The following is a 20,389-nucleotide window of genomic DNA, read 5'->3' on the forward strand; positions in this document are numbered from 1 at the left end:
GTGCGAACCGCGCGAGTGTGCGCACAAGCGCGGGCGCTCGCGAGTACCGGGCGCTGCGCGCAGTTGCCCGGCGTTCAAGCAGCGCGCGCCGCGCGCCACCCAACGACGCCGGTCCGCCGCAAGCGAGCCGGCCTCAGCCGGCCATCGCCAGCGGCAGGTTGTGGCCGATCCGCCACAGCACGCCGGACGGATCGGTCAGGACGAAATCGCGCAGCCCCCAGGGCCGGTCCTGCGGCGGTTCCAGGCACACGCCGAAGCGTTCGACCACGCCGGCGGCGAGCGCCTGCGCGTGCCAGTCGTCGGCGTTCTCCACCAGCAGGTGCATCATGAAGTTGCCGGCGTGCTCGGGCACGTAGAAGCGCTGCAACAGGAAACTGGTGTTGCCGTGGCGCACATAGGCCAGTTCGTCCGACGACCACGGCACCTCGAACCCCAGCGCCAGGTAGAACGCCTTGGCGCGTTCGAAATCGCGTGCGGGAACGAAGGCTTTGATCTCGACGGCGGTGAGGTTCATGCGCGGTGTCCGGCCGGAGGCAGCCGCGAGCATGGGCCGGTGCGGCGGCGCGATCAATCGCGCCGCCGCTATCATCCGCGAGCCGCCGGCGCGGGCCGGCCCCACGAATCGCTTGGCACGCCCATGACCGCCACCGACCTCACCGCGCTCCTGCTCGACGCGCTCGGCCAGCGCATCGACGACCCCGCCGCCGCGCGCCTGGCGCAGGCGATGGGGGTCAAGCCGTTCAAGAACGCCACGCCGGGCAACAGCGTGCATATCGGCAACCGCAAGCTCGGCCTGGAAGTGGCCGCCACCGCGCAGATCGTCAACCGCGCCTATTTCCCGCCGCGCAAGGACGGCCGTCGCTGGGTGTCGTGGGTGTCGCACGCCTTCGTCTATCCGAACTACCGCGGCTCGCTGCCGGCGGGATTCGACTGGTCGCTCGACGACGCCGCGCTGCGCGCGCGTTTCCGCCGCCGCGTCGAAGGCGGCCTGGAGGAAGTGCGCTACGCCCTGCTGCCGCCGCGCGAAGGGCTGGAAGCGAAGGCGACCCTGGACCAAGACCGCGACCGACCGCTGCATCTGCTGATACGCGTGGCCGAAGAATCGGACTACGCCACGATCTACCCGGGCGGCGACCCCGCGCACTCGGTCGAAGACGGCTTCTTCGCCGCCTGGTGCGCGCTCAACGACGTGCTGCGCGCCGGCCGCCTCGACGCCGACGCCCTCGCTGCGCTGCGCGAACGCAGGACCACCCCGCTCGGGTTGTTGTCCGGCACGCTCGGCGGCCTGCTGTGGCAGGACGACGTGCGCCCGCGCCACGCATCGTTCTGCCACGCCTACGCCAAGCGCCTGATGGCGCCGGACGCGGCCAGCGCCCTGCACGACGTGCGCGAGCTGTTCGGCGACGCCAATTACTGGCGCAAGGCCGGCGAAGCGATGACCGAAGACAGCTGGGAAAACTTCGACCGCATCGCGCCGCGCTATTCGCAGCGGCTGGCGCAGTGGCAGCGCGGCGAGATCCGTTCGACCGTGGATCGGTCGCAACGCGACGGCGCCGACGCGGATCGCGACTGACCCGCCGGCCGCGCTTGCCAGCGCCGCCGCGTCAGCCCGCGTCGGTGGCGAAGCGCAGACGGTTGCCGTCGGGATCGGTCACCAGCATCTCGCGACTGCCCCACGGCGTGTCTTGCGGCGCCTCGGTCGGCGTCACCGCGTTGGCGAGGAACCGGCGGTGGCACTCGTCCACGTCCGGCACGATCAGATACACCGCGCCGCCGACTTCGCAATCGCCGGCGTGTTCGGTCAGGAACAAGCTCTGGCCTTCGCGGGTGATCTGCAGGAACAGCGGGAACCCCGGCTCGAACTGGTGCTGCCAATCGACGCTGAAGCCCAGCCCGTCGACATAGAACGGCAGGCTGCGCCCGGCGCTGAGGATGCGCAGTTGCGGGATGACGGTCTGGCGCATGCGGACGCTCCTGGAAGATGAGGCGACAATGGCGAGAGGCCGCCGCAGTGTCGCACCCTCGCGCGCGCGATGCCGCCGCCGCGGGTTCGCCGCCGATTGCCGCCTCGCGGCCGCGTCAGCCCGCCGGGCCTTCCGCCTTGACGTAGACCTCCTGCCACAGCTCGACCAATCCCGACCCATCGAACTTCAACAGCAGCATCGCCTCGAAGCGATCGACCGACCCGTCGCGCCGGTCGACGCGGGCGCCCATGACCAGGACTACCGACGCCTCGTTCGCCACCACCTCGTGCACCTGGTAGTCGATGGCCGCGATCGTGCGCCGGAACCCGTCGAGGAATTCCTTGTAGGTACGCCGATCGGCCTCATAGGTCCGCCCGTTGGCCTTGACCACCAACCGTTCCGCGAACCGCTCGCCGACGGCGACCTCGCTCAAGTCGCTGTCGTGGGTCAGGTGCGCGCGGTTCCAGTCCAGGAGGCCGAGCGCCCAGGCTGCGTTCGCATCCGCTTTCGATTGCATGTTCGTCCTGAGCGATCCGATCCAGGCCTCATCATAGTGGGACCTCGGACGGCTCAAGCGCCGCGGACTTGGCCGATTGCGGCGGCATCGCGCCGTGGCGGCCCTGCCGCGGCGAGTCCGGGTCGCGCGCCTCAACGGCGTTGCGCGTACTGCGCCGTCACCGGCGCCTGGACGTGCCGATACGGCTTGCAGATCATCTCGAAGGCCTCGTTGCGGTCGTCGCCGGCAACGCCAGGAAAATCGCTAACGCGCCTACAGGCGAGTCGTCGAAAAGTGTGTGGCAAGGCTGGGATGGCGCTTCCTGATCGATCCGGCACGTTGCGCGCCAGGGAAGCGAGAAGATGGAGCGGGTGATGGGAATCGAACCCACGCTAGCAGCTTGGGAAGCTGCAGTTCTACCATTGAACTACACCCGCGTCGGGTCGAAGTTTATGCCGCGGCGGCGCGGGAGGCAAATCGGGGCGGGCAAGGTGCGAGTGCGGGGCCGGCCGCCGCGGCGATGAAAGCGTCGGGCTTGAAGGCCTTCCCACAACGGCATGCAAGCTTCGGCCGCTCTTGTGGATGGGCCTTCGGGCCCGATGCTTCCGGCTCCGGTCGCCGGTCCCGCAACGACGGTCGCCGCCGAGCCTGCAAAAAAAGAAACCGGGCCTCGCGGCCCGGTTTCCCATCGCTTCAAGATCGAACGCCGACAGCCCCAAGGGCCGCCGTCGCCGGCGTCAGAAACCGCCGCCGAGCTGCGCGAACACGGTGGTGTTGTTGCCGCCGTCCTGGTTGACGGTGGCGCTGGCGCCGAGGTTGGCGTCCAGGCCGAACAGCTTGGTGCGCACGCCGAACAGGAAGGTGCCGTAGTCCTGGTCGAACTGGCGGTTCTTGACCGAGTACCAGCCGGTGCCCGGCAGGCTCTGCAGGCGCGCCTGCGCGTTCTTGGGCGCGTCTTCGAACTCGCGGTCCAGGGTGAGGCGGGCGTAGGGGCGGAAGGTCTCGCTGTAGGTGTAGTTGACTTGGTAGCCGACGCTGCCGATCAGCGAGTCGTAGCTCTGGTCGGGGTAGGCCAGCGAGGTCGACAGGGTCGGGTCGCTTTCGGCGAATCCGTCGATGTCGATGCGCTGGGCGACCACGCCGAGCACCGGGCCGTGACGCAGGGCTTCGCCGAACTCGTAGCCGGCGTTGACCGCGGCGGTGACGTTCTTGCCGTCGGTGGAGCCGTGGTGGTTGCGGGTGGCGATGCCGAGGTTGGCCTTGCGGTCGATGTCCAGGTCGAGCTTGGTGTAGCTCAGCTGGCCGTTGACCCAGGCGCGCTCGCCGTACCAGCCGATGAAGCCGCCGATGCTGGCTTCCTTCTGCTCGAATTCGCCGTTGCGCAGGCCGAAGTCCTGCTTCTGCTGGCCGTAGCCGAGGAAGCCGCCGAACACCAGGTTGCCGCGGGACCAGTCCAGGCCGCCGGTCAGCGCCGGGCCGGCGCCGTCGTAGACATCGCCGTGGCCGTAGCGCTGGAAGTCGCCGCGCAGGCTGCTCCACCAGCGCATGCCGTCGCCGTCGGGACGCTCGGCGTGGCTGGCGACCTGGTCGGCGCGGGCGCGGCCGGTCATCGAGGCCGAGTTCGGCAGCACCGCGATGAAGCGCGGGGCTTCCAGCACCGAGACCGCGTAGTCGGCGAGGATCTGGTGCGAGCGCGAGGACGGATGCACGCCGTCGGCGAAGGCGTAGGAGTTCGGCGCGTCCGGCGCGGCGTAGTTCGCCGGGCTGCAGGTGACCGAGGACGCGGTGATCTGCGGGTTGCAGGCGGTGCCGGTGACGTTGCTGATGCCGAACGGCGCCGGGTTGTTCGCCACTTCGCGGATCAGGTTGAAGGTGTCCAGCGGGATGAAGCGCAGGCCGGCCGCGCTGAGGCCGCCGTAGAGCGCGTTGTTGTAAGTGGTGGCGAGCTGGCTGCCGGCCGCCATCTGCGCCGGGCCGCCGGCGCGGAACTGCGGGGTCGAGCCCAGGTCGGGGATGTTCGGCACCAGGATGTACTCGGCGCCGGCATTGTTGAGCGCGGCGACCACGCCCACCTGCGCGGTCACCGCCGCGCCGATGGTGGCCTGCGCCGGCGCGCCGCCGGCGACCGCGAACAGGTCGTTGGCGCCGCCCCACACGGTGTACAGGGCGCTGGGATCGGCGCGGCCGCCGTTGGCGGCGAGGTACTTGGTGGTCTGGGTCGCCAGCGAATCGATCGGGCCGAGCGCGCCGGCGGTGTTGGTGCCGGTGCGCGCGCCGCCGACGGCGTAGTTGGTGCCGCCCTGGTTGTCGCTGGCGGCGCTGGTGCCGTAGTAGTCGGCCAGCCATTCCGACCAGACCAGGCCCGGGTTGGTGGTGAAGCGGCCGATCAGCGCGCCGTTGGGGCCGACCGCCTGGATCAGGGCCGGACGGAAGTGGCCGGAATCGGTGAGGCTGTCGCCGATGAAGACGGTCTGCGAATAAGGGCCGCCGGCGAAGGCCGGGGCGGCGGCCAGCGCCAGGGCGGCGGCCAGCGCGGTACGAGCGGTTTTCATCAATGCACTTCCTTGCTTCTCATGGGGCTTGCGGTGGCGGCGCCCGCGGCCCGGGAACGGGCGGCGCGAGCGCCGGACAGGCGTGCTTCCGGCGGTGGGCGCAGCGCATACGGCAGCGCATGGCGACGGATGGCGCGAATCGAAACACGGTGACGGCGAGGCTGGCAAGGCGCAGCGCGGCAAAGCCGCGGGCGCGCGCGCCGGCTCCCGGCGGCGGATTATGCGCCCGACGGCGCGGATGCACCGGGGCCGGAGGTCACGACGCCGGCACGGGCGGGAGGCGGCGGCGCGGGTTCCGGCGCCGGCAGGCTCGGCGGCGCGGCCGGGTTGTTGCCGGGCTTGGCGGTTGCGGCGGCGCCGCGGCGCAACCGTTGGCGCGCCGCGGCAGCGCCCGACGCGGCGAATGCAGGCGCCGCGCGGGCTGGCGCTGCGCGCGCCGGACGCGGTCGCGGCGGGCCGCGCGGCTGGCCGCGCCGCGCGGCAGCGGCGACAATGCCGGCATGAATATTCTGCTCAATGGCGAAGCGCGCGCCCTGGTCGCGCCGGTCACCCTGGTCCAGTTGCTCGCGGCCGAGGGCCTGGGCGAGCGGCGGGTCGCGGTGGAGATCAACGGCGAGATCGTGCCGCGCGGGCGCCATGGCGAGACGCTGCTGGCCGAAGGGGACAAGGTCGAGATCGTGCACGCGCTGGGCGGCGGCTGAGGGCGGCGTCCGGTTGCGGCTTGTTGAGACTCGCTGCCTGTAGCTGCGGCGCGAGCCGCGACCGCGGGGTTGCGCGGGACGAGGGAACTTCCGCCGTGAATGCAGTGGCGCGGTCGCGGCTTGCGCCGCGCCTACACGGGCTGCGGGCGGGATCGTCGTCGCCGGCGGTTGCGCCATGCGAGATCGGACATAGGTTCCGGTTTCGCCGGAATCGATGGCGATTTCGCTCCCGCTCTCCCCTGCGAACCCGCAGGCTCAAGGGCGCTGCGCACCCCAGTTGAAGTAGACCGGATTCCCCATCAGCGCCAGCCGCCCCTGCGCATCGCGCACGTCGATGCGCAGCCAATGGCGGCGGCCGTCGCTGGGCCAGTCGAACTCCAACGTCTGTTGCGCCGCGCTCACTTGCGGCTGCGCGATCAACGCCGCCTTGGCGCCGTCCACCGTCGCCTCGATGCGGCCGCCGGCGAGGTTGCGCACCTGCACGCGCACGCTGGCGCGTTGGCCCGCGGGCACGACCAGTTCGCCGCCCATCGCGGCTTCATCGGCGCCGTGCCGGGCCTGCACGTCCAGCAGGCGGTCGCGGCTGCCGAAGGCGTCCACGAACACGTTGCCCGCGCGCAGGCCGTCGAGGATGCCGGCCTCGGACAGCTCGCGCGCGTGCACCACCGTGGTCGGCCGGCCGATGCGGCTGGGGCCGAAGGGCTCCTCGGCGGCGGTCGGCGCGTCGTGGTTGTCGCTGCCGCCGATGCCGGTGAGGCGGTGGCCGGCGCTGAGTTCGCGTTGCCAGAACGCGATGCCCGAGCCCGGCGTGTCGGCGTCGCCGCCGTTGATCGCCTCGACCATGCCGACCAGGCTCAGGTCGGCGGCCGGATGCGGGGGCCAGCCGCAACCCATGCAGCGCTCGTCGGAAGGCCGGATCGGGTGGTTGATCGAGACTGGCAGGCCGCGCCGGCGCAACTGCGCCAGCACCGCGTTCCAATCCGGCACCGCGGCGCTGCCGACGCGGAAGTCGACCGGGGCGCGCACGCCGAACACGTTGGCGTGGCCCTGGAAGGTGGTGATCTCCATGCCGGGGATCAACAACAGCCGGTCGAAGTGCGGTTGCAGTTCGCGCAGCGCCGGCAGGTGCGAGATGGTGTTGTGCTCGGTCACCGCGACGAAGTCCAGGCCAGCGGCGACGGCGGCCTTGGCGCTGAGGAACAACGGGCACGGCGCGCGCGCGCCGCTCTGGCTGGCGCAGTTGCCGTCGCTGTGGGCGCTGTGCATGTGCAGGTCGCCGCGATACCAGCCCGGTTCGTTGCGCAGCGGCGCGCGGTTCTCTTGCGGCGCCCCGTCGGCCGCGGCCGCGGGGGTGAGGCGGATGCGCGCGGTGTACGCGGCGCTGCGGCCGGCGCGGATGTTGGGGATGCCGAGCAGCAGCTTCCACTCGCCCGCGGCCAGCGCGCCGGGCGAATACGAGGCGGTGGCGTCGCTGGCCGCGACGGTGAAGCTGCGCTTGTTGCCGCCGCTCCAGCCGCGGAAGCCGTCGTGGCCGAGGAAGTCGCCGGGTCCGATCAGGCCCAGGTCGATGGTGGTCTTGTCGCTGCGGTCGTAGTCGAACTCGACCTCGATGCGGGCGGTGCCGGCGGGGACCTGGAACGGGAGTTCGCGATAGGTCTGGTTTTCGCTGCCGGCGATGCGGCCTTGCAGGATCAGGTCGACGGCGCCGGCTGCGGCCGATTTCGCTTGCGCTGCCTCGTTCGCCGGCTGGATCGCTTGCGCGAACGAAGGAGTGCTCAGACAGGATGCGGACAGCGCGGATACGAGTGCACACGTCTGTAAGAAACCACGCGCTGTCGCGCTCGGGAAGCGCGGTCGACCGGGCCGCACCGCGCCGTCGTTCCCGCGTAAGCGCGAATCCATCGACCTCGAGCGTTCGCGCACGAAAAGCCCTGGAGTTCCGCTTTCGCGGGAACGACGGCGGCAAGCAAGCGGGATCGCCCAACAATTCATCGCCTGGTCCTTATCCGCGAGTCGCCCATCGCGCGAACTCAATCGTGTTTTTCCGCCGCCTCGACCGCGCGATGATTGCAGCGGTCCAGCGCGCGCAGCGGGTTGCAGCGCACCACTTCGCTGCGCGGGAAGGTCACCCGGTAGCGGCTGAAACGCAGGTCGGGCCTGGGATAATCGGTGGAGATGTACTGCGCGCCGCTGGCGAAGGCCGCCTCGCGCCGGCCCGGATCGTTGCGGCGCGACTCCACCGTGTCGGCGTCCGCGCGGGTGCGCACCAGGAACCCCGCCTGCACCGCCTTGCGGATGCGCTCGCCGTCCTTGAGCGGGTCGTTGATCGTCAGGTAAGCCGCGTCGGCCGAGCGTTCGTCGCCGTTGACGAACATCGCCCGCCCCTGCAGCGAACGCCGCGCGCCGCGGTACAGCGCGACCTTGCGCGGCTCCTCGTCGAGCGCGAACAGCAGCTTGCCGCGGGAGGCGCCGATCGTCGGCCAACCGCCGGCCAGCACCGCCTCGCGCAGGGTCGCGGCGCGGCCGCGCACGTCGTCCGGGGTGATCAGTTCGGCGGCCGCGAACACCGCGCGCACTTCGGCGTCGAGCGCATCGAAGGCGCGGGCGTCGAACGCCAGCGGCGCGACCGCGCCGGGCCCGCTCTGGCCGTCCTTGGCGTTGATCAGGATCAGGATCGGCGCGTGCTGCGGGTGCTGGCGCGACCAGGCGCGGATCTGCCGCAGGCATTCGACGAAGACCATGCACTGGCTGCGGAAGTCGATGTCGGCCAGGTGCATGACCTTGAACCCCGGCTGCGCCATCTGCGCGGCCACGCCCGCCGGCCACGGCCCGGCCTCGCCATAACCTCGGCGCAAGGCGCCGGGCGGATGCGCGTAGCGGCCGCCTTGCGGGTCGTAGTAGACGTCCAGCTCCAACTGGCGCATGCCCAGTTCGAGCTGCTCGTGCAGCGGCGCGTGGGCGTAGTCGAGCGAATCCGCGCCGGCGGCGTCGCGGGCGCGGTGCGCGGCCAGTTCCTCGGCCGGGATCGCGCGCTTGTAGCTGTTGTGGGTGCCGATCGCCTGGACGTCGGCGAGGCCGAGGTTGTGGTCGATCCAGGCCTCGCCGCAATCCGGGCCGGCCTGCGCCGCGTCGGCCGCGTCGAGCTTGCAGGCCGGATCGACCGGCCGCGGCGCGGCCGGCTCGTCGTGCGCGCGCGCCGCTCCGGCCAGCGCGCAGCACAGCCCCAACGCCAACATCGGCAACGCCCAAGCCTTCATGTCCGCTCTCCGCTTCGAAACCGGCAACGATACGCCCACGGCGCGTCCGTCAGGACGCGCCGGCCACAACCGCGGTCCTCAGAACCGGTACATCAGCGCCGCGCGATAACCGCGCCCCAGCAGTGGCCGGGCGATGAAGGTGTTGTTGCCGGCATCGGCGCTTTGCAGCTCGCCGGCGCGCGGATTGCCTTCGGTCAGGCCCAGCGAGTTGGTCAGGTTGTCGGCGTACAGATACAGGCTCAGCCCCGGCGCGAACTCGTAGCGCGCGCTGGCATTGATCACGTAATACGAAGGCAGCTTCACCGAGTTGGCGGTGTCGACGAAGCGTTCGCCCTCGTGTTCGTACGACAGCTGCAGGCGCAGGCGCTCGTCGAGCAGGTTCAGGCCAGGCACCACCCGGAAACTGTTCTTGGGCACGCGGATCAGCTGGTTGTCGACGAAGTCGCGCAGCACCGGCGCGCCGTTGACCAGTTCGGTGTAGCGCAGGCCCTTGTACTTCGGGTCCTGGATCGTCGCAGTCGCCTGCAGGTCGAACCAGCGCACCGGGGTCCAGAAGCCTTCCAGCTCCAGGCCGGTGGTCTTGGTGTCGGCGAAGCCCTGCTGCACGGTCGAGGCGCCGTTGCTCAGGTCGAACACGTAGTTGCTGAAGCCGACGTTGTCGTACTTGGTGTAGAACAAGGTCGCGAACAGGTCGAACTGTTCGTTGCTGAACTTGTAGCCGATCTCGCCCAAGTCCATGGTCTGGGTGACCGGGCGGCCGTTGGGATCGCTGGCGCAGGCGGCGAGCTTGGCCAGATCGCAGTTGGAGTACTTGGTGATGTAGCTCGACAGGCTCGGCAGGCGGAACGCCGGGGTCCAGCGCGCGAACACGCCCTGGTGCGGGTCGAACTGCCAGTTGGCGCCGACGGTCCAACCGATCTTGTCGAATTTCTGGTCGTAGCTGACGAAGCTGCCCGAGCCGGTGAGGATCTGCGAAGTCGCCGGGGTGCCCAGGTTCGCCTGCTTGCGCACTTCGGTCCAACCCTCGACCTTGACCTGCTCCCAGCGCACGCCGGCATCGATGCGCAGCTTGTCGTTGACCTGCCATTCGTCCGACAGGTACAGCGCCTGGGTGGTGGAACGGCCGCTGGCGTTTTCCCACTCGTAGCCGTAGCGGTACACGCCCTGGTCGGTCAGCGTCCGCAGCGGCCGGCCGGCGGCGTCCACCGCGACCAGATCCAGCAGGCGCGCGTTGTCGCGCACGTCGGTCAGCACGTTGGAGGAATAGCGGTCGAAGTCCTGGTCGAACCGGGCGTAGTAGTAGCCCAGGGTGACGTCGTGGCTCTGCCCTCCGAAATCGAAGCGGCGCATCAGGCGGGTGTCGCCGATCAATTCATCGACCGGCATGGTCACCCCGCGCAGGCCGGAGATGGTCATCAGGCCGTTGCCGTTCTGGTTCGCGGCGAAGGCCTGCTCCGGCGCATCGACGTACCGCAGTTGCGCGCCGACCGCGCCGGGCACCGAGGCGATCAGCTTCTTCACCGCCGCATCGGCGTAGAACTTGGCGTCGCTCTGCAGGGTCAGCGGAAACACGCCGTTGCGCTGGGTGCGGGTGCGGCTGTAGCGCAGCGACTGCGCCAGCTTGAAGCCGGCGCCGAGGTCGTAGTCGAACTTGGCCGTGTACTGGTCGCGCTTGACCTGGGTGCCGAGCGAATTGTCGAAGTCGTACAGGCCGCCGTCGCCCTGGATCATGCCCAGACGCCGGGTCTGCGGCCCGGCCAGGGTGCCGTCGTGGGCGTCGAAGCCCGGCACGCCGCGGATCTTGCCGTCGGCGTAGCTGCGCATCGGGATGCCCAGGTACAGCGCGACCTTGTCGTCCACGCGCTTGTAGTCGAAGCTGAAATTGCCGCGCGCGAACGCGCGCGACAGGTTGATGCGGTACTGGCCGCCGTCGTTGGCCGGGTAGCCCGGATCGCGCAGGCCGTCGTCGCTGCGCCAGAAACCGCCCACGCCGAGCTTCCAGCCGCCGCCGATGGGCGTGCCGAAGAACAGGTCGTAGCGGGTCAGGCCGTAGTCGCCGACGGTGAGCTTGGCCACGCCTTCGGCGCTGTCGCCGACGCTGCGCGGGATGAAGTTGATCGCGCCGGCCGGGGCATTGGAATAGAACACCGACGAGGGGCCGCCGCGCACCACTTCCACGCGCGCGATGGTCTCGTCCAGGCGGAAGGCCTGGTCGCCGTTGAGGTAGCCCAGGGCCGGGTCGTGCTGGACCAGGATGCCGTCCTCGAGCAGGGTCACCGAGCCGAAGCCGTCGACCGGGATGCCGCGCGCGCGGATGTTGCCGCTGGCCTCGCCGCCGCTGGCCTCGACCCAGAAGCCCGGCACCGACTTCATCGCCTCGGTCACCGAGGTCGGCGCCTGCAGGCGCAGGCGCTCTTCCTCGATCGCGGTGATCGAATAGCTGGTCTCGGCCTTGCTGCGCTGGCGGGTGCCGGAGCGGCCGGTGACGACGACCTTGTCGAGATCAACCGCGGAGGCCTGCGCCCCGCCCTGCGACGCCAAAACAGACGCGGCGGGGTCGGCCCCCGCCGCGCCGGAAGCGCCCGAAGCCGCCTCCTGCGCCGAAACGGTGGCGGAAAACCCAGCGCAAACGAGGCTGGCGGCCAAGGCGAAGCGGATCGCCCGGGTGAGCTGGCGGGAACGAGAGGTCATGGCGGCGGCATTCGGAAGGAAGGGAGCGCTGCCGTCGGTTCCGTCCGAAGCCGTGCATGGCGCCCGGCAGCCGCGAAAATGCTGAACGCCAAGGCTTAAAGATTCGTGACACGCGGCGCGCTATTGCCGCCAGATCCGGACAAGTCGGCGCCGCCGGCCGCTTCGGGCGTGGTTTTGGCGGTTGTGGGAGGGGCTTCAGCCCCGACGCTTTGCGCCAGATCGCCGCGACCTGAGCGCAGAGCGTCGGGGCTGAAGCCCCTCCCACAAAGGCGGCGCAGCCTCCCCGGGGCAAACGCCGCCACGACCGCCCGGCCCGCTTCGCCCCACGGCCCGCCCCCATCGGCCATAATTGCGCGATGACTGACACCGCCTTCTCCGATCCGCTGGTCATCGCCGGCAAGACCTACCGCTCGCGCCTGCTCACCGGCACCGGCAAGTTCAAGGACCTGACCGAAACCCGCCTGGCCACCGAGGCCGCGGCCGCCGACATCGTCACCGTCGCGATCCGCCGCACCAACATCGGCCAGAACCCGGGCGAGCCGAACCTGCTCGACGTGCTGCCGCCGGACCGCTACACCCTGCTGCCCAACACCGCCGGCTGCTACAACGCCGAGGACGCGGTGCGCACCTGCCGGCTGGCGCGCGAACTGCTCGACGGCCACACCCTGGTCAAGCTGGAAGTGCTCGGCGACCCGCGCACCCTGTTCCCCGACGTGATCCAGACCCTCGCCGCCGCCCAGACCCTGGTCAAGGACGGCTTCGACGTCATGGTCTACACCTCCGACGACCCGATCCTGGCCAAGCGCCTGGAGGAGATCGGTTGCGTCGCGGTGATGCCGCTGGCCGCGCCGATCGGCTCGGGCCTGGGCGTGCAGAACAAGTACAACCTGCTGGAGATCGTCGAGAACGCCAAGGTGCCGATCATCGTCGACGCCGGCGTCGGCACCGCCTCCGACGCGGCCATCGCGATGGAACTGGGCTGCCACGGCGTGCTGATGAACACCGCTATCGCCGGCGCCCGCGACCCGATCCTGATGGCGCACGCGATGAAGCTGGCGGTGGAAGCCGGCCGCGCCGCGTTCATGGCCGGGCGCATCCCGCGCAAGCGCTACGCCAGCGCGTCGAGCCCGGTGGACGGGCTGATCGGCTGACATGACCGACCCGTTCTCCAGCGACGGCCACAAGGCGCCGCCCAAGCCGTTCACGGTCGAGGAAGGCCGCCGCCAGGTGCGCAGCTTCGTGCTGCGCCAGGGCCGCTTCACCCCGGCCCAGCAGCGCGCTTTCGACGAACTGTGGCCGCGCTTCGGCATCGACTACCTCGGTGCGCCGCGCGATTACGACGCGATCTTCGGCCGCGCGGCCAAGCGCGTGCTGGAAATCGGTTTCGGCAACGGCGAGGCGCTGCGCTACGCCGCGCAGAACTACCGCGACCGCGACCTGATCGGCATCGAAGTCCACGCCCCCGGCGTCGGCCGGCTGTTGAACGCCCTGGCCGAGGACGGCAGCGACCACGTCCGGCTCTACCACCACGACGCGGTGGAAGTGCTCAACCACGAAATCGCCGACGCCAGCCTCGATGAGGTGCGGATCTACTTCCCCGATCCGTGGCACAAGAAGCGCCACAACAAGCGCCGCCTGGTCCAGCCGGCGTTCGCCGAGCTGCTGGTGCGCAAGCTCGCCGCGGACGGACGCTTGCACCTGGCCACCGATTGGCAGGACTATGCCGAACAGATGTGGGACGTCCTGGACGCGACCCGGGGGCTCGCCAACCGCGCCGGCGCGCGCGGCAGCGTGCCGCGACCGCAGTGGCGCCCGCAGACGCACTTCGAGACCCGCGGCCAGAAACTCGGCCACGGCGTGTGGGACCTGCTGTACGACAGGGTCCGGGACTAGGGATCCGGAACAGGAGATCCGAATGCGGGCCAGAGCGCTGCCGCCGAGTTTCGCCGGAACCGGACGTTCCCCGTCGCGCAGTGCCGTGCGCTGTCGCGAGCTCCGACTCCCGACTCCCGACTCCCGCCGCTGATGGACACCTCGCTCGCGCTCACCACCGACATGATGCTGGTGCTCGGGCTGGTGGTGTTCACGATGGCGATGTTCCTGTTCGAGCGCGTGCGCGCCGACGTGGTCGCGCTGGTGGTGCTGGTGCTGCTGGGCCTGTCGGGCCTGGTCGAGCCCGACGAGCTGTTCAACGGCTTCTCCGGCAACGCGGTCATCAGCATCATCGCGACCATGATCCTCGGCGCCGGCCTGGACCGCACCGGCGCGCTCAACCGCCTCGCCGGCTGGCTGCTGCGGCGCGCGCACGGGGTCGAGCAGCGCCTGCTGCTGCTGACCACGGCCGTGGCCGGGCTCAATTCCTCGTTCATGCAGAACCCGTCGGTGATGGCGCTGTACATGCCGGTCGCCGCGCGCCTGTCCTCGCGCACCGGGCTGTCGCTGCCGCGGCTGCTGCTGCCGATCGCCGCGGCCATCGTCATGGGCGGCGCGCTGACCATGGTCGGCAACTCGCCGCTGATCCTGCTCAACGACTTGCTGCTCAACGCCAACAGCAACCTGCCCTCGGGCGCGGCCACCATCGAGCCGCTGAAGATGTTCGCGCCGCTGCCGATCGGCATCGCGCTGCTGGCGGCCTCGCTGGCCTATTTCCACTTCTTCGGCGACAAGCTGCTCAAGGACGACAGCGACAAGGGCGCCACCCCGGCGCGCACGCAGAGCTATTTCGCCAAGGCCTACGGCATCGACGGCGACGTCTACGAACTCACCGTCACCGCCGACAGCCCGCTGGTCGGCATGTCGCTGGGCGAGGCCGAGACCCTGCGCGGCGCGCCGCTGCTGCTGGCGCTCAAGAGCGACAACGACTCGCGCCTGGCGCCGCCGGCCGACACCCGCATCTGGGTCGGCAGCGTGCTCGGCGCGATGGGGCCCAAGCAGCAGGTCGCCGACTTCGCCCAGAACCATTTCCTGCGCCTGTCCTCGCGCCTGCGCAACTTCGCCGACCTGTTCAACCCCAGCCGCGCCGGCATTTCCGAGGCGGTGGTGCCGGCGACCTCGGGCTACATCGGCAAGACCGCCGGCGACCTGCACCTGCGCAAGCAGTCCGGCCTGAGCCTGCTGGCGATCAACCGCGACAAGACCGTGCTGCGCGACAACGTCCGCGCCGTGCCGATGCGCGCCGGCGACATGCTGGTGTTCCACAGCATCTGGACCGACCTGGCCAGCGCCGCGGCGAGCAAGGACCTGGTCGTGGTCACCGATTACCCCAAGGGCGAGCAGCGCCCGCACAAGCTCAAGATCGCGCTGGCGATCTTCGCCGTGGCGATGCTGCTGGCGCTGTCCTCGCGCCTGCCGGTGTCGATCGCGCTGATGACCGGCGTGGTCGGCATGCTGATCACCGGCGTGCTCAACATCGACGAGGCCTATTCGGCGATCAACTGGAAGACCGTGTTCCTGATGGCCTGCCTGATTCCGCTGGGCTGGGCGATGGATTCCAGCGGCGCGGCCGCCTGGATCGCGGGGCACAGCATCGAACGATTGCCGCACGGCACGCCCGTGTGGCTGCTGGAGATCTTCGTCGGACTCCTGACCACCGCCTTTTCCCTGGTCATCAGCCACGTCGGCGCGACCATCGTGGTGGTCCCGCTCGCGGTCAACCTGGCCCTGGCGGCCGGCGGCAACCCGACCGCGTTCGCGCTGATCGTGGCGCTGTCGGCATCGAACAACTTCATGACCGCGTCGAATCCGGTGATCTCGATGATCACCGGGCCGGCCGGCTACAGCGGCAAGGAGCTGTGGAAGATCGGCGGGCCGCTGTCGTTGATCTACACCGCGGTGACGGTGTTGATGATCAACATCCTGTTCTGGGGCAAGTGATGCGGCGCGCTGTCGCGCCCTAGCCCGGAGTCCGGCCGACCGGACAGACCCCGCGCATTCGCCGGCGATTCGTTGCCGCGGTCGCGGCTCGCGCCGCTCCTACAGGGCGCGGCCGAACTATCCGGGCTACCTATAGGAGCGGCGCAAGCCGCGACCGCGAAAACCGATGGCCCGCGCGAACAGGAAGCCATTCGACAGTTCGAAAACGCGTCGGAGGGAACGCCGCAACGCCAAGCTCGCGCCGGCGGCCGGTGTTCGCGGTCGCGGCTCGCGCCGCTCCTACAGGCGGCCCAGGCCGTTCGCGCCGCGCACCGCGGCGACGCCGCTTACGCCAGCCACACCGCTCCGTCGCGCACGTCCACGGCGACCGCGCGCAGCGCTTCGCCGCGACACGGCCCGGCCACGCACTCGCCGCCGCCGAGTTCGAAACTGGCGCCGTGCGCGGCGCACACCAGCAGCCCGTCCTTGCTCTTGAGAAATTGCCCGGGGGCCCAATCCAGTCTGCGTCCGGCGTGCGGGCAGATGTTGAGCCAGGCGCGCACGGCGTCGCCGTCGCGGTAGAGCAGCAACGATTCGGCATCGCCGTCGATCGTCGCCTCGACCTCGGCGAAGCCGCCGTCGTCCAGGCGCGCCAGCTCGATCAACGGCGACGTGCCGGAGCCGTCGCCGCTGGACGCGTTTAACGAAGTTCTCACACCATCGTTCATGCCTGGAACGATACTCATCTGTCCGGCCCAGGCCGCATTGTCTCACGACGACCGAAAATGTTCGCCCAGACCTTCCGTTTCGCCGATCAACGTTCGCAATGGAATGCGTTCCAGTCGCGGGTGCGCAGCGCTTTCGAGCCGCGCAAGCCGCGTCATCGCCTCCTGCGCTTCGTGTTGGGCGTGGTCGGGCTGGGCCTGCTGGCGCTGCTGGTGTTCTTCAGCGTCTTCGTCGGCGCGGCGATGATCGCGGTCGGGCTGGCGTACAAGCTATGGCAGCGCCGTGGCAAGCCGATGACGGCGCGGGCCAGGGCCGCCGGCGACGTGGTCGAGGGCGAGTTCCGCGTGGTCGCGCCGCAGGCGCTGCCGGGCGACGCCGGCCGCCACGCCGACCGGGCCCGCTGAGGCATGAGCGACGTCGTCGCGGCCGCGCCGGCCATCCGCATTCCCGTCCGCGGCCAGGGCCTGGCCGCCGATGCCGCCTTCCCGGTCCACCGCGTCTACTGCGTCGGCCGCAACTTCGCCGACCACGCCCGCGAGATGGGCGCGGCGGTGCCGACCTCGGCCGCCGACCGCGGCCGCCCGACCTTCTTCCTCAAGCCCACCGATTCGCTGGAAACCGGCGACGCGGTGCCGTATCCGCCGGGCACGACCGACCTGCATCACGAGGTCGAGCTGGTGGTGGCGCTGGGCCGCGACGCGCCCGCGGGCGTGCTGCCGGTCGGCGACGCGCAGGCGCTGGTCTACGGCTACGCCGTCGGCCTCGACCTGACCCGCCGCGACCTGCAAGCCCAGGCCAAGGCCAAGGGCCTGCCCTGGGACACCGGCAAGTCGTTCGACCACGCCGCGCCGATCAGCGCGATCGTGCCGGTCGCCGACGTCGGCGAACTGGGTTCGCGCACGCTCAGCCTGGAAGTCAACGGCGAGCTGCGCCAGCGCGGCTCGCTCGACGATCTGGTCTGGAACGTCGCCGAGATCCTGCACGAACTCTCGCAGCTGTACGCGCTGCGCGCCGGCGACCTGATCTACATGGGCACTCCGGCCGGCGTCGCCGCGCTGCAGCCCGGCGACCGCTACCGCGCGGCGCTGGAGGGCGTGGCCGAGCTGCACGGACACATCACCCCGCCCCGGCTATAGTCCGGCCCCGGCGCCGCTGCGGATCGGGCCGGCGCCGTCCACCGTCCTTCAGTCGTAACCTGGGAGAGAGCATGCGATGGGCATGATCAGCGAGTTCAAAGAGTTCATTGCGCGCGGCAACGTGGTCGACCTGGCGGTCGGTGTGGTCATCGGCGCGGCGTTCGGCAAGATCGTCACCGCCCTGGTCGACGGCATCGTGATGCCGTTGATCGGCTACATCAGCGGCGGCGTCAGCGTCAGCGACTGGAAGTACGTGCTCAAGCCCTCCCAGCTCGACGCGGCCGGCAAGGAAGTCGCGGCCGAAGTGGCGGTCAAGTACGGCATGTTCCTGCAGACCGCGATCGACTTCGTCCTGATCGCCTTCGTGATCTTCATCTTCCTCAAGGCCTACAACAAGGTGCGCAAGCCGGCCGACGCGGCGCCGGCGGCGACGCCGGAAGACGTGCTGCTGCTGCGCGAAATCCGCGACTCGCTGAAGAAGTAAGCGTTCCGCGCGCACCTTCGAAGGCCGCCACATCGTGGCGGCCTTCTTCGTTTCCGGCCGGACCCGCGCTCATGACCGACAAGACCGCCGCCACCGACGCCTGCTGGCGCGATTACCTCGAACGCGCCGGCGTCGCCGCCGACGACTACGCGGTGTGCAGCTTCGGCGACAATCCGCGCGACGCCGCCGAACTGGCGGCGCTGGTGCTGGCCGGGACCAAGCGCGCCACCGCCTCGCTGGCGCGCGATTACCCGGCCGACGGCCTGCCGCGGCCCGGCGATTACGTCGTGGTCGTCGATGGCGATGGACGGCCGTGCTGCATCTGGCGCACCCACGAGATCCGGATTGGGCCGATGCATACGGTGGACGCGGCCTTCGCCTGGGACGAGGGCGAAGGCGACCGCAGCCGCGAGGACTGGCTGCACGGGCATCGCGAGTATTTTCAGGCGCAGGCGCGGCGCGAGGGCTTCGCGTTCGACGACGGCATCGCCGTGGTGTTCGAGCGCTTCCGCATCGTCTGGCCGGCGCATCTGGCCGACGAGCCGGCCGCGGATTGATCCGACGGCCTCCACCCGGCGCAGGCGCGGTCGCGGCTCGCACCGCGCCTGCAAAGACTCCCTGTAGGAGCGGCGCAAGCTGCGACCGCGACACCGCACCGACTGCGCAACCGCTACACCGCCCGCCCCCACGCCGCCGCCGAACCGACAAACACGGCAAACCCGCCAACGCCGCCCCGCCGCGCACCTCAAACCACGCTGCGCCCAGCGACAAAAATCCCGCGCGCCCGGCGTGACTTTCCTCAGGTCGCGCGCCGGCCGCAGGTTGTTAAGCTCGGTCTTTCGCCTACGCCGCGCGACCTCCCGCACGGCCGGCCTGCACTAGGAGATTGGGGATGCGCGCACCGCTGTGGGCAGCGATGGCTGCCGTGTTGTTCACAGGTTCGATCCTGGCCGGCGATGCCGCGGCCGCACAGCGCGAAACGCGCATTCCCCAGGCCGCGGTCGATGCCGCCGGCGAGCTGCGCGAGCGCGCGCTGGCCAGCGACCTGGGCTTCAAGATCACCGAATCGCTGACCACCGAAGTCGGCCCGCGCCTGGCCGGCAGCGAGGCCGATGCGCGCGCGGTGGCGTGGGCGCAGGCCAAGTTCCGCGAGCTGGGCTTCGACAAGGTCTGGACCGAGCCGGTGACGTTCCCGAAGTGGGAACGCCGCAGCGAACACGCGCAAGTGCTCGGCGCCAGCGCGCAGCCGCTGCAGCTGACCGCGCTCGGCGGCAGCCCCGGCGGCACGGTCGAGGGCGAGGTCGTGCGTTTCGCCGACCTGGCCGCGCTGGAAGCGGCGCCGGCCGGCTCGCTGGCCGGCAAGATCGCGTTCGTCGACTACGCCATGCCGCGCGCCAAAGACGGCGCCGGCTACGGCCCGGGCGGCCGCGTGCGCAGCCGCGGCCCGTCGGCGGCGATCCGCGCCGGCGCGGCCGGCTTCCTGATGCGTTCGGCCGGCACCGACTCGCACCGCATGCCGCACACCGGCATCACCCGCTTCGACGAGGGCCTCAAGCCGGTGCCGTCGGCGGCGCTGTCGGCGCCCGACGCCGACCAGCTCGCGCGGCTGGCCGCGCGCGGCGCCACCCGCGTGCGCGTGGCGCTGGACTGCGGCTGGGACGGCCAGGCGACCTCGTACAACGTGATCGGCGAGATCCGCGGCAAGGGCAAGCCCGACGAAGTGGTGATCATCGGCGGCCACCTGGACTCGTGGGACCAGGGCACCGGCGCGATCGACGACGCCGCCGGCGTCGGCCTGACCATGGCCGCGGCCAAGCTGATCGGCCAGAGCAAGCTGCGCCCGGCGCGCACCGTGCGGGTGATCGCCTTCGCCAACGAGGAACAGGGCCTGTACGGCGGCAAGGCCTACGCCGACAAGCACGTGGCCGAGGTGCGCAAGCACCAGATCGGCGCGGAGAGCGACTTCGGCGCCGGCCGCATCTACGCCTATTCCAGCTCGGCGCCGGACTACGCCCAGGCCGCCGACAAGCAGATCGCCGAGGCGCTGGCGCCGCTGGGCATCGAACACACTCCCGGCAAGGGCGGCCCGGGCCCGGACATCGGCCCGTTCGCGGCCAAGGGCCTGGCCTGGGCGCGGCTGGCGCAGGACGGTACCGACTACTTCGACTACCACCACACGCCCGACGACACCCTCGACAAGATCGATCCCAAGGCGCTGGCGCAGAACGTCGCCGCGTACGCGGTGTTCGCCTACCTGGCCGCCTCGGCCGACGGCGACTTCGGCAGCGCGCCCAAGCAGGTGACGCCGCCGGAAGAGTGAGCTACGGCGCCCGCCGCGGCAGGGCCTTCGGGCTCGATGCGTTGGTGCCGGGTCGTCGCGACCTGAGTCGAATGCGTCGGGCCTGAAGGCCCTCCCACAAAAGCGTTCGGCGCCCGCGTGCCGAACCGCTCGGTCCCGCCGAAGACGATCATTCCGGCTAGCACCACAGCTTCACTCGCAATGGGAGGGCCTTCAGGCCCGATGCTCCTG

At 70.6% G+C, this 20,389-nt stretch carries 18 protein-coding genes and 1 tRNA gene; 10 read left to right on the forward strand and 9 right to left on the reverse strand.

Features of this window, described 5'->3' with window-relative positions; all coding sequences use genetic code 11:
* Window positions 1-133: 133 nt before the first annotated feature.
* On the reverse strand, window positions 134-514 hold the full coding sequence (locus BLV01_RS11370; protein WP_091799016.1) for a VOC family protein: 381 nt from the start codon (window positions 512-514) through the stop codon (window positions 134-136).
* 123 nt (window positions 515-637) lie between these two features.
* Here BLV01_RS11370 and BLV01_RS11375 point away from each other — a divergent pair, with 123 nt between their 5' ends.
* Window positions 638-1,573 (forward strand): hypothetical protein, encoded by a 936-nt coding sequence (locus BLV01_RS11375; RefSeq protein WP_091799019.1) that lies wholly within the window; start codon window positions 638-640, stop codon window positions 1,571-1,573.
* 31 nt (window positions 1,574-1,604) lie between these two features.
* Here BLV01_RS11375 and BLV01_RS11380 read toward each other — a convergent pair whose 3' ends face one another.
* The 4 genes from BLV01_RS11380 to BLV01_RS11395 all read right to left on the reverse strand — a co-directional run bounded on the left by BLV01_RS11380 (window position 1,605) and on the right by BLV01_RS11395 (window position 5,012).
* On the reverse strand, window positions 1,605-1,964 hold the full coding sequence (locus BLV01_RS11380; RefSeq protein ID WP_091799022.1) for a bleomycin resistance protein: 360 nt from the start codon (window positions 1,962-1,964) through the stop codon (window positions 1,605-1,607).
* 115 nt (window positions 1,965-2,079) lie between these two features.
* A complete protein-coding gene (locus BLV01_RS11385) occupies window positions 2,080-2,481 on the reverse strand; it encodes a hypothetical protein (protein WP_091799025.1) in 402 nt (133 codons plus the stop codon).
* A gap of 342 nt (window positions 2,482-2,823) precedes the next feature.
* Window positions 2,824-2,897 (reverse strand) — tRNA-Gly (locus tag BLV01_RS11390).
* 300 nt (window positions 2,898-3,197) lie between these two features.
* Window positions 3,198-5,012 carry an autotransporter outer membrane beta-barrel domain-containing protein gene (locus BLV01_RS11395; RefSeq protein WP_091799028.1) on the reverse strand — a complete coding sequence of 605 codons (1,815 nt, stop codon included), beginning with the start codon at window positions 5,010-5,012 and terminating at the stop codon, window positions 3,198-3,200.
* 500 nt (window positions 5,013-5,512) lie between these two features.
* On the opposite strand from BLV01_RS11395, the gene thiS reads away from it, so the two are divergent.
* On the forward strand, window positions 5,513-5,713 hold the full coding sequence (thiS, locus tag BLV01_RS11400) for a sulfur carrier protein ThiS (protein ID WP_091799183.1): 201 nt from the start codon (window positions 5,513-5,515) through the stop codon (window positions 5,711-5,713).
* A 255-nt stretch (window positions 5,714-5,968) separates the two neighbouring features.
* Here thiS and BLV01_RS11405 read toward each other — a convergent pair whose 3' ends face one another.
* The 3 genes from BLV01_RS11405 to BLV01_RS11415 form a co-directional block, all read right to left on the reverse strand.
* Entirely contained in the window at window positions 5,969-7,615 is a 1,647-nt protein-coding gene (locus BLV01_RS11405) for a CehA/McbA family metallohydrolase (protein WP_175485870.1), read from the reverse strand.
* Between the two features lie 128 nt (window positions 7,616-7,743).
* A complete protein-coding gene (locus BLV01_RS11410) occupies window positions 7,744-8,970 on the reverse strand; it encodes a phosphatidylinositol-specific phospholipase C1-like protein (protein ID WP_254782603.1) in 1,227 nt (408 codons plus the stop codon).
* Between the two features lie 78 nt (window positions 8,971-9,048).
* Window positions 9,049-11,661, reverse strand: coding sequence for a TonB-dependent receptor (locus BLV01_RS11415; protein WP_091799031.1), 2,613 nt, complete (start codon window positions 11,659-11,661; stop codon window positions 9,049-9,051).
* Window positions 11,662-12,017: 356 nt separating this feature from the next.
* Here BLV01_RS11415 and BLV01_RS11420 point away from each other — a divergent pair, with 356 nt between their 5' ends.
* From BLV01_RS11420 to BLV01_RS11430, 3 genes are all read left to right on the forward strand, one after another.
* Entirely contained in the window at window positions 12,018-12,812 is a 795-nt protein-coding gene (locus BLV01_RS11420; RefSeq protein ID WP_091799034.1) for a thiazole synthase, read from the forward strand.
* 1 nt (window position 12,813) lies between these two features.
* Window positions 12,814-13,554 (forward strand): tRNA (guanosine(46)-N7)-methyltransferase TrmB, encoded by a 741-nt coding sequence (trmB, locus tag BLV01_RS11425; RefSeq protein ID WP_091799037.1) that lies wholly within the window; start codon window positions 12,814-12,816, stop codon window positions 13,552-13,554.
* Window positions 13,555-13,686: 132 nt separating this feature from the next.
* Complete coding sequence (locus BLV01_RS11430) at window positions 13,687-15,534, forward strand: SLC13 family permease (protein ID WP_091799038.1); 1,848 nt, start codon at window positions 13,687-13,689, stop codon at window positions 15,532-15,534.
* A 326-nt stretch (window positions 15,535-15,860) separates the two neighbouring features.
* Here the strand turns inward: BLV01_RS11430 and BLV01_RS11435 are convergent, their stop codons facing one another.
* Window positions 15,861-16,178: a Rieske (2Fe-2S) protein gene (locus BLV01_RS11435; protein WP_254782616.1), complete on the reverse strand. Its 318-nt coding sequence runs from the start codon at window positions 16,176-16,178 to the stop codon at window positions 15,861-15,863.
* A gap of 120 nt (window positions 16,179-16,298) precedes the next feature.
* On the opposite strand from BLV01_RS11435, the gene BLV01_RS11440 reads away from it, so the two are divergent.
* From BLV01_RS11440 to BLV01_RS11460, 5 genes are all read left to right on the forward strand, one after another.
* Complete coding sequence (locus BLV01_RS11440) at window positions 16,299-16,643, forward strand: hypothetical protein (protein WP_254782604.1); 345 nt, start codon at window positions 16,299-16,301, stop codon at window positions 16,641-16,643.
* A gap of 3 nt (window positions 16,644-16,646) precedes the next feature.
* Window positions 16,647-17,375 carry a fumarylacetoacetate hydrolase family protein gene (locus BLV01_RS11445; RefSeq protein WP_091799042.1) on the forward strand — a complete coding sequence of 243 codons (729 nt, stop codon included), beginning with the start codon at window positions 16,647-16,649 and terminating at the stop codon, window positions 17,373-17,375.
* Window positions 17,376-17,451: 76 nt separating this feature from the next.
* Window positions 17,452-17,859: a large-conductance mechanosensitive channel protein MscL gene (gene mscL, locus BLV01_RS11450; RefSeq protein ID WP_091799044.1), complete on the forward strand. Its 408-nt coding sequence runs from the start codon at window positions 17,452-17,454 to the stop codon at window positions 17,857-17,859.
* Window positions 17,860-17,930: 71 nt separating this feature from the next.
* Window positions 17,931-18,416, forward strand: a complete 486-nt coding sequence (locus BLV01_RS11455; protein ID WP_091799047.1) for an ASCH domain-containing protein — start codon at window positions 17,931-17,933, stop codon at window positions 18,414-18,416.
* Window positions 18,417-18,775: 359 nt separating this feature from the next.
* Window positions 18,776-20,179, forward strand: a complete 1,404-nt coding sequence (locus BLV01_RS11460) for a M20/M25/M40 family metallo-hydrolase (RefSeq protein ID WP_254782618.1) — start codon at window positions 18,776-18,778, stop codon at window positions 20,177-20,179.
* Window positions 20,180-20,389: the final 210 nt, after the last annotated feature.

Source organism: Lysobacter sp. yr284 (assembly GCF_900107375.1).
Classification (GTDB): domain Bacteria; phylum Pseudomonadota; class Gammaproteobacteria; order Xanthomonadales; family Xanthomonadaceae; genus Lysobacter.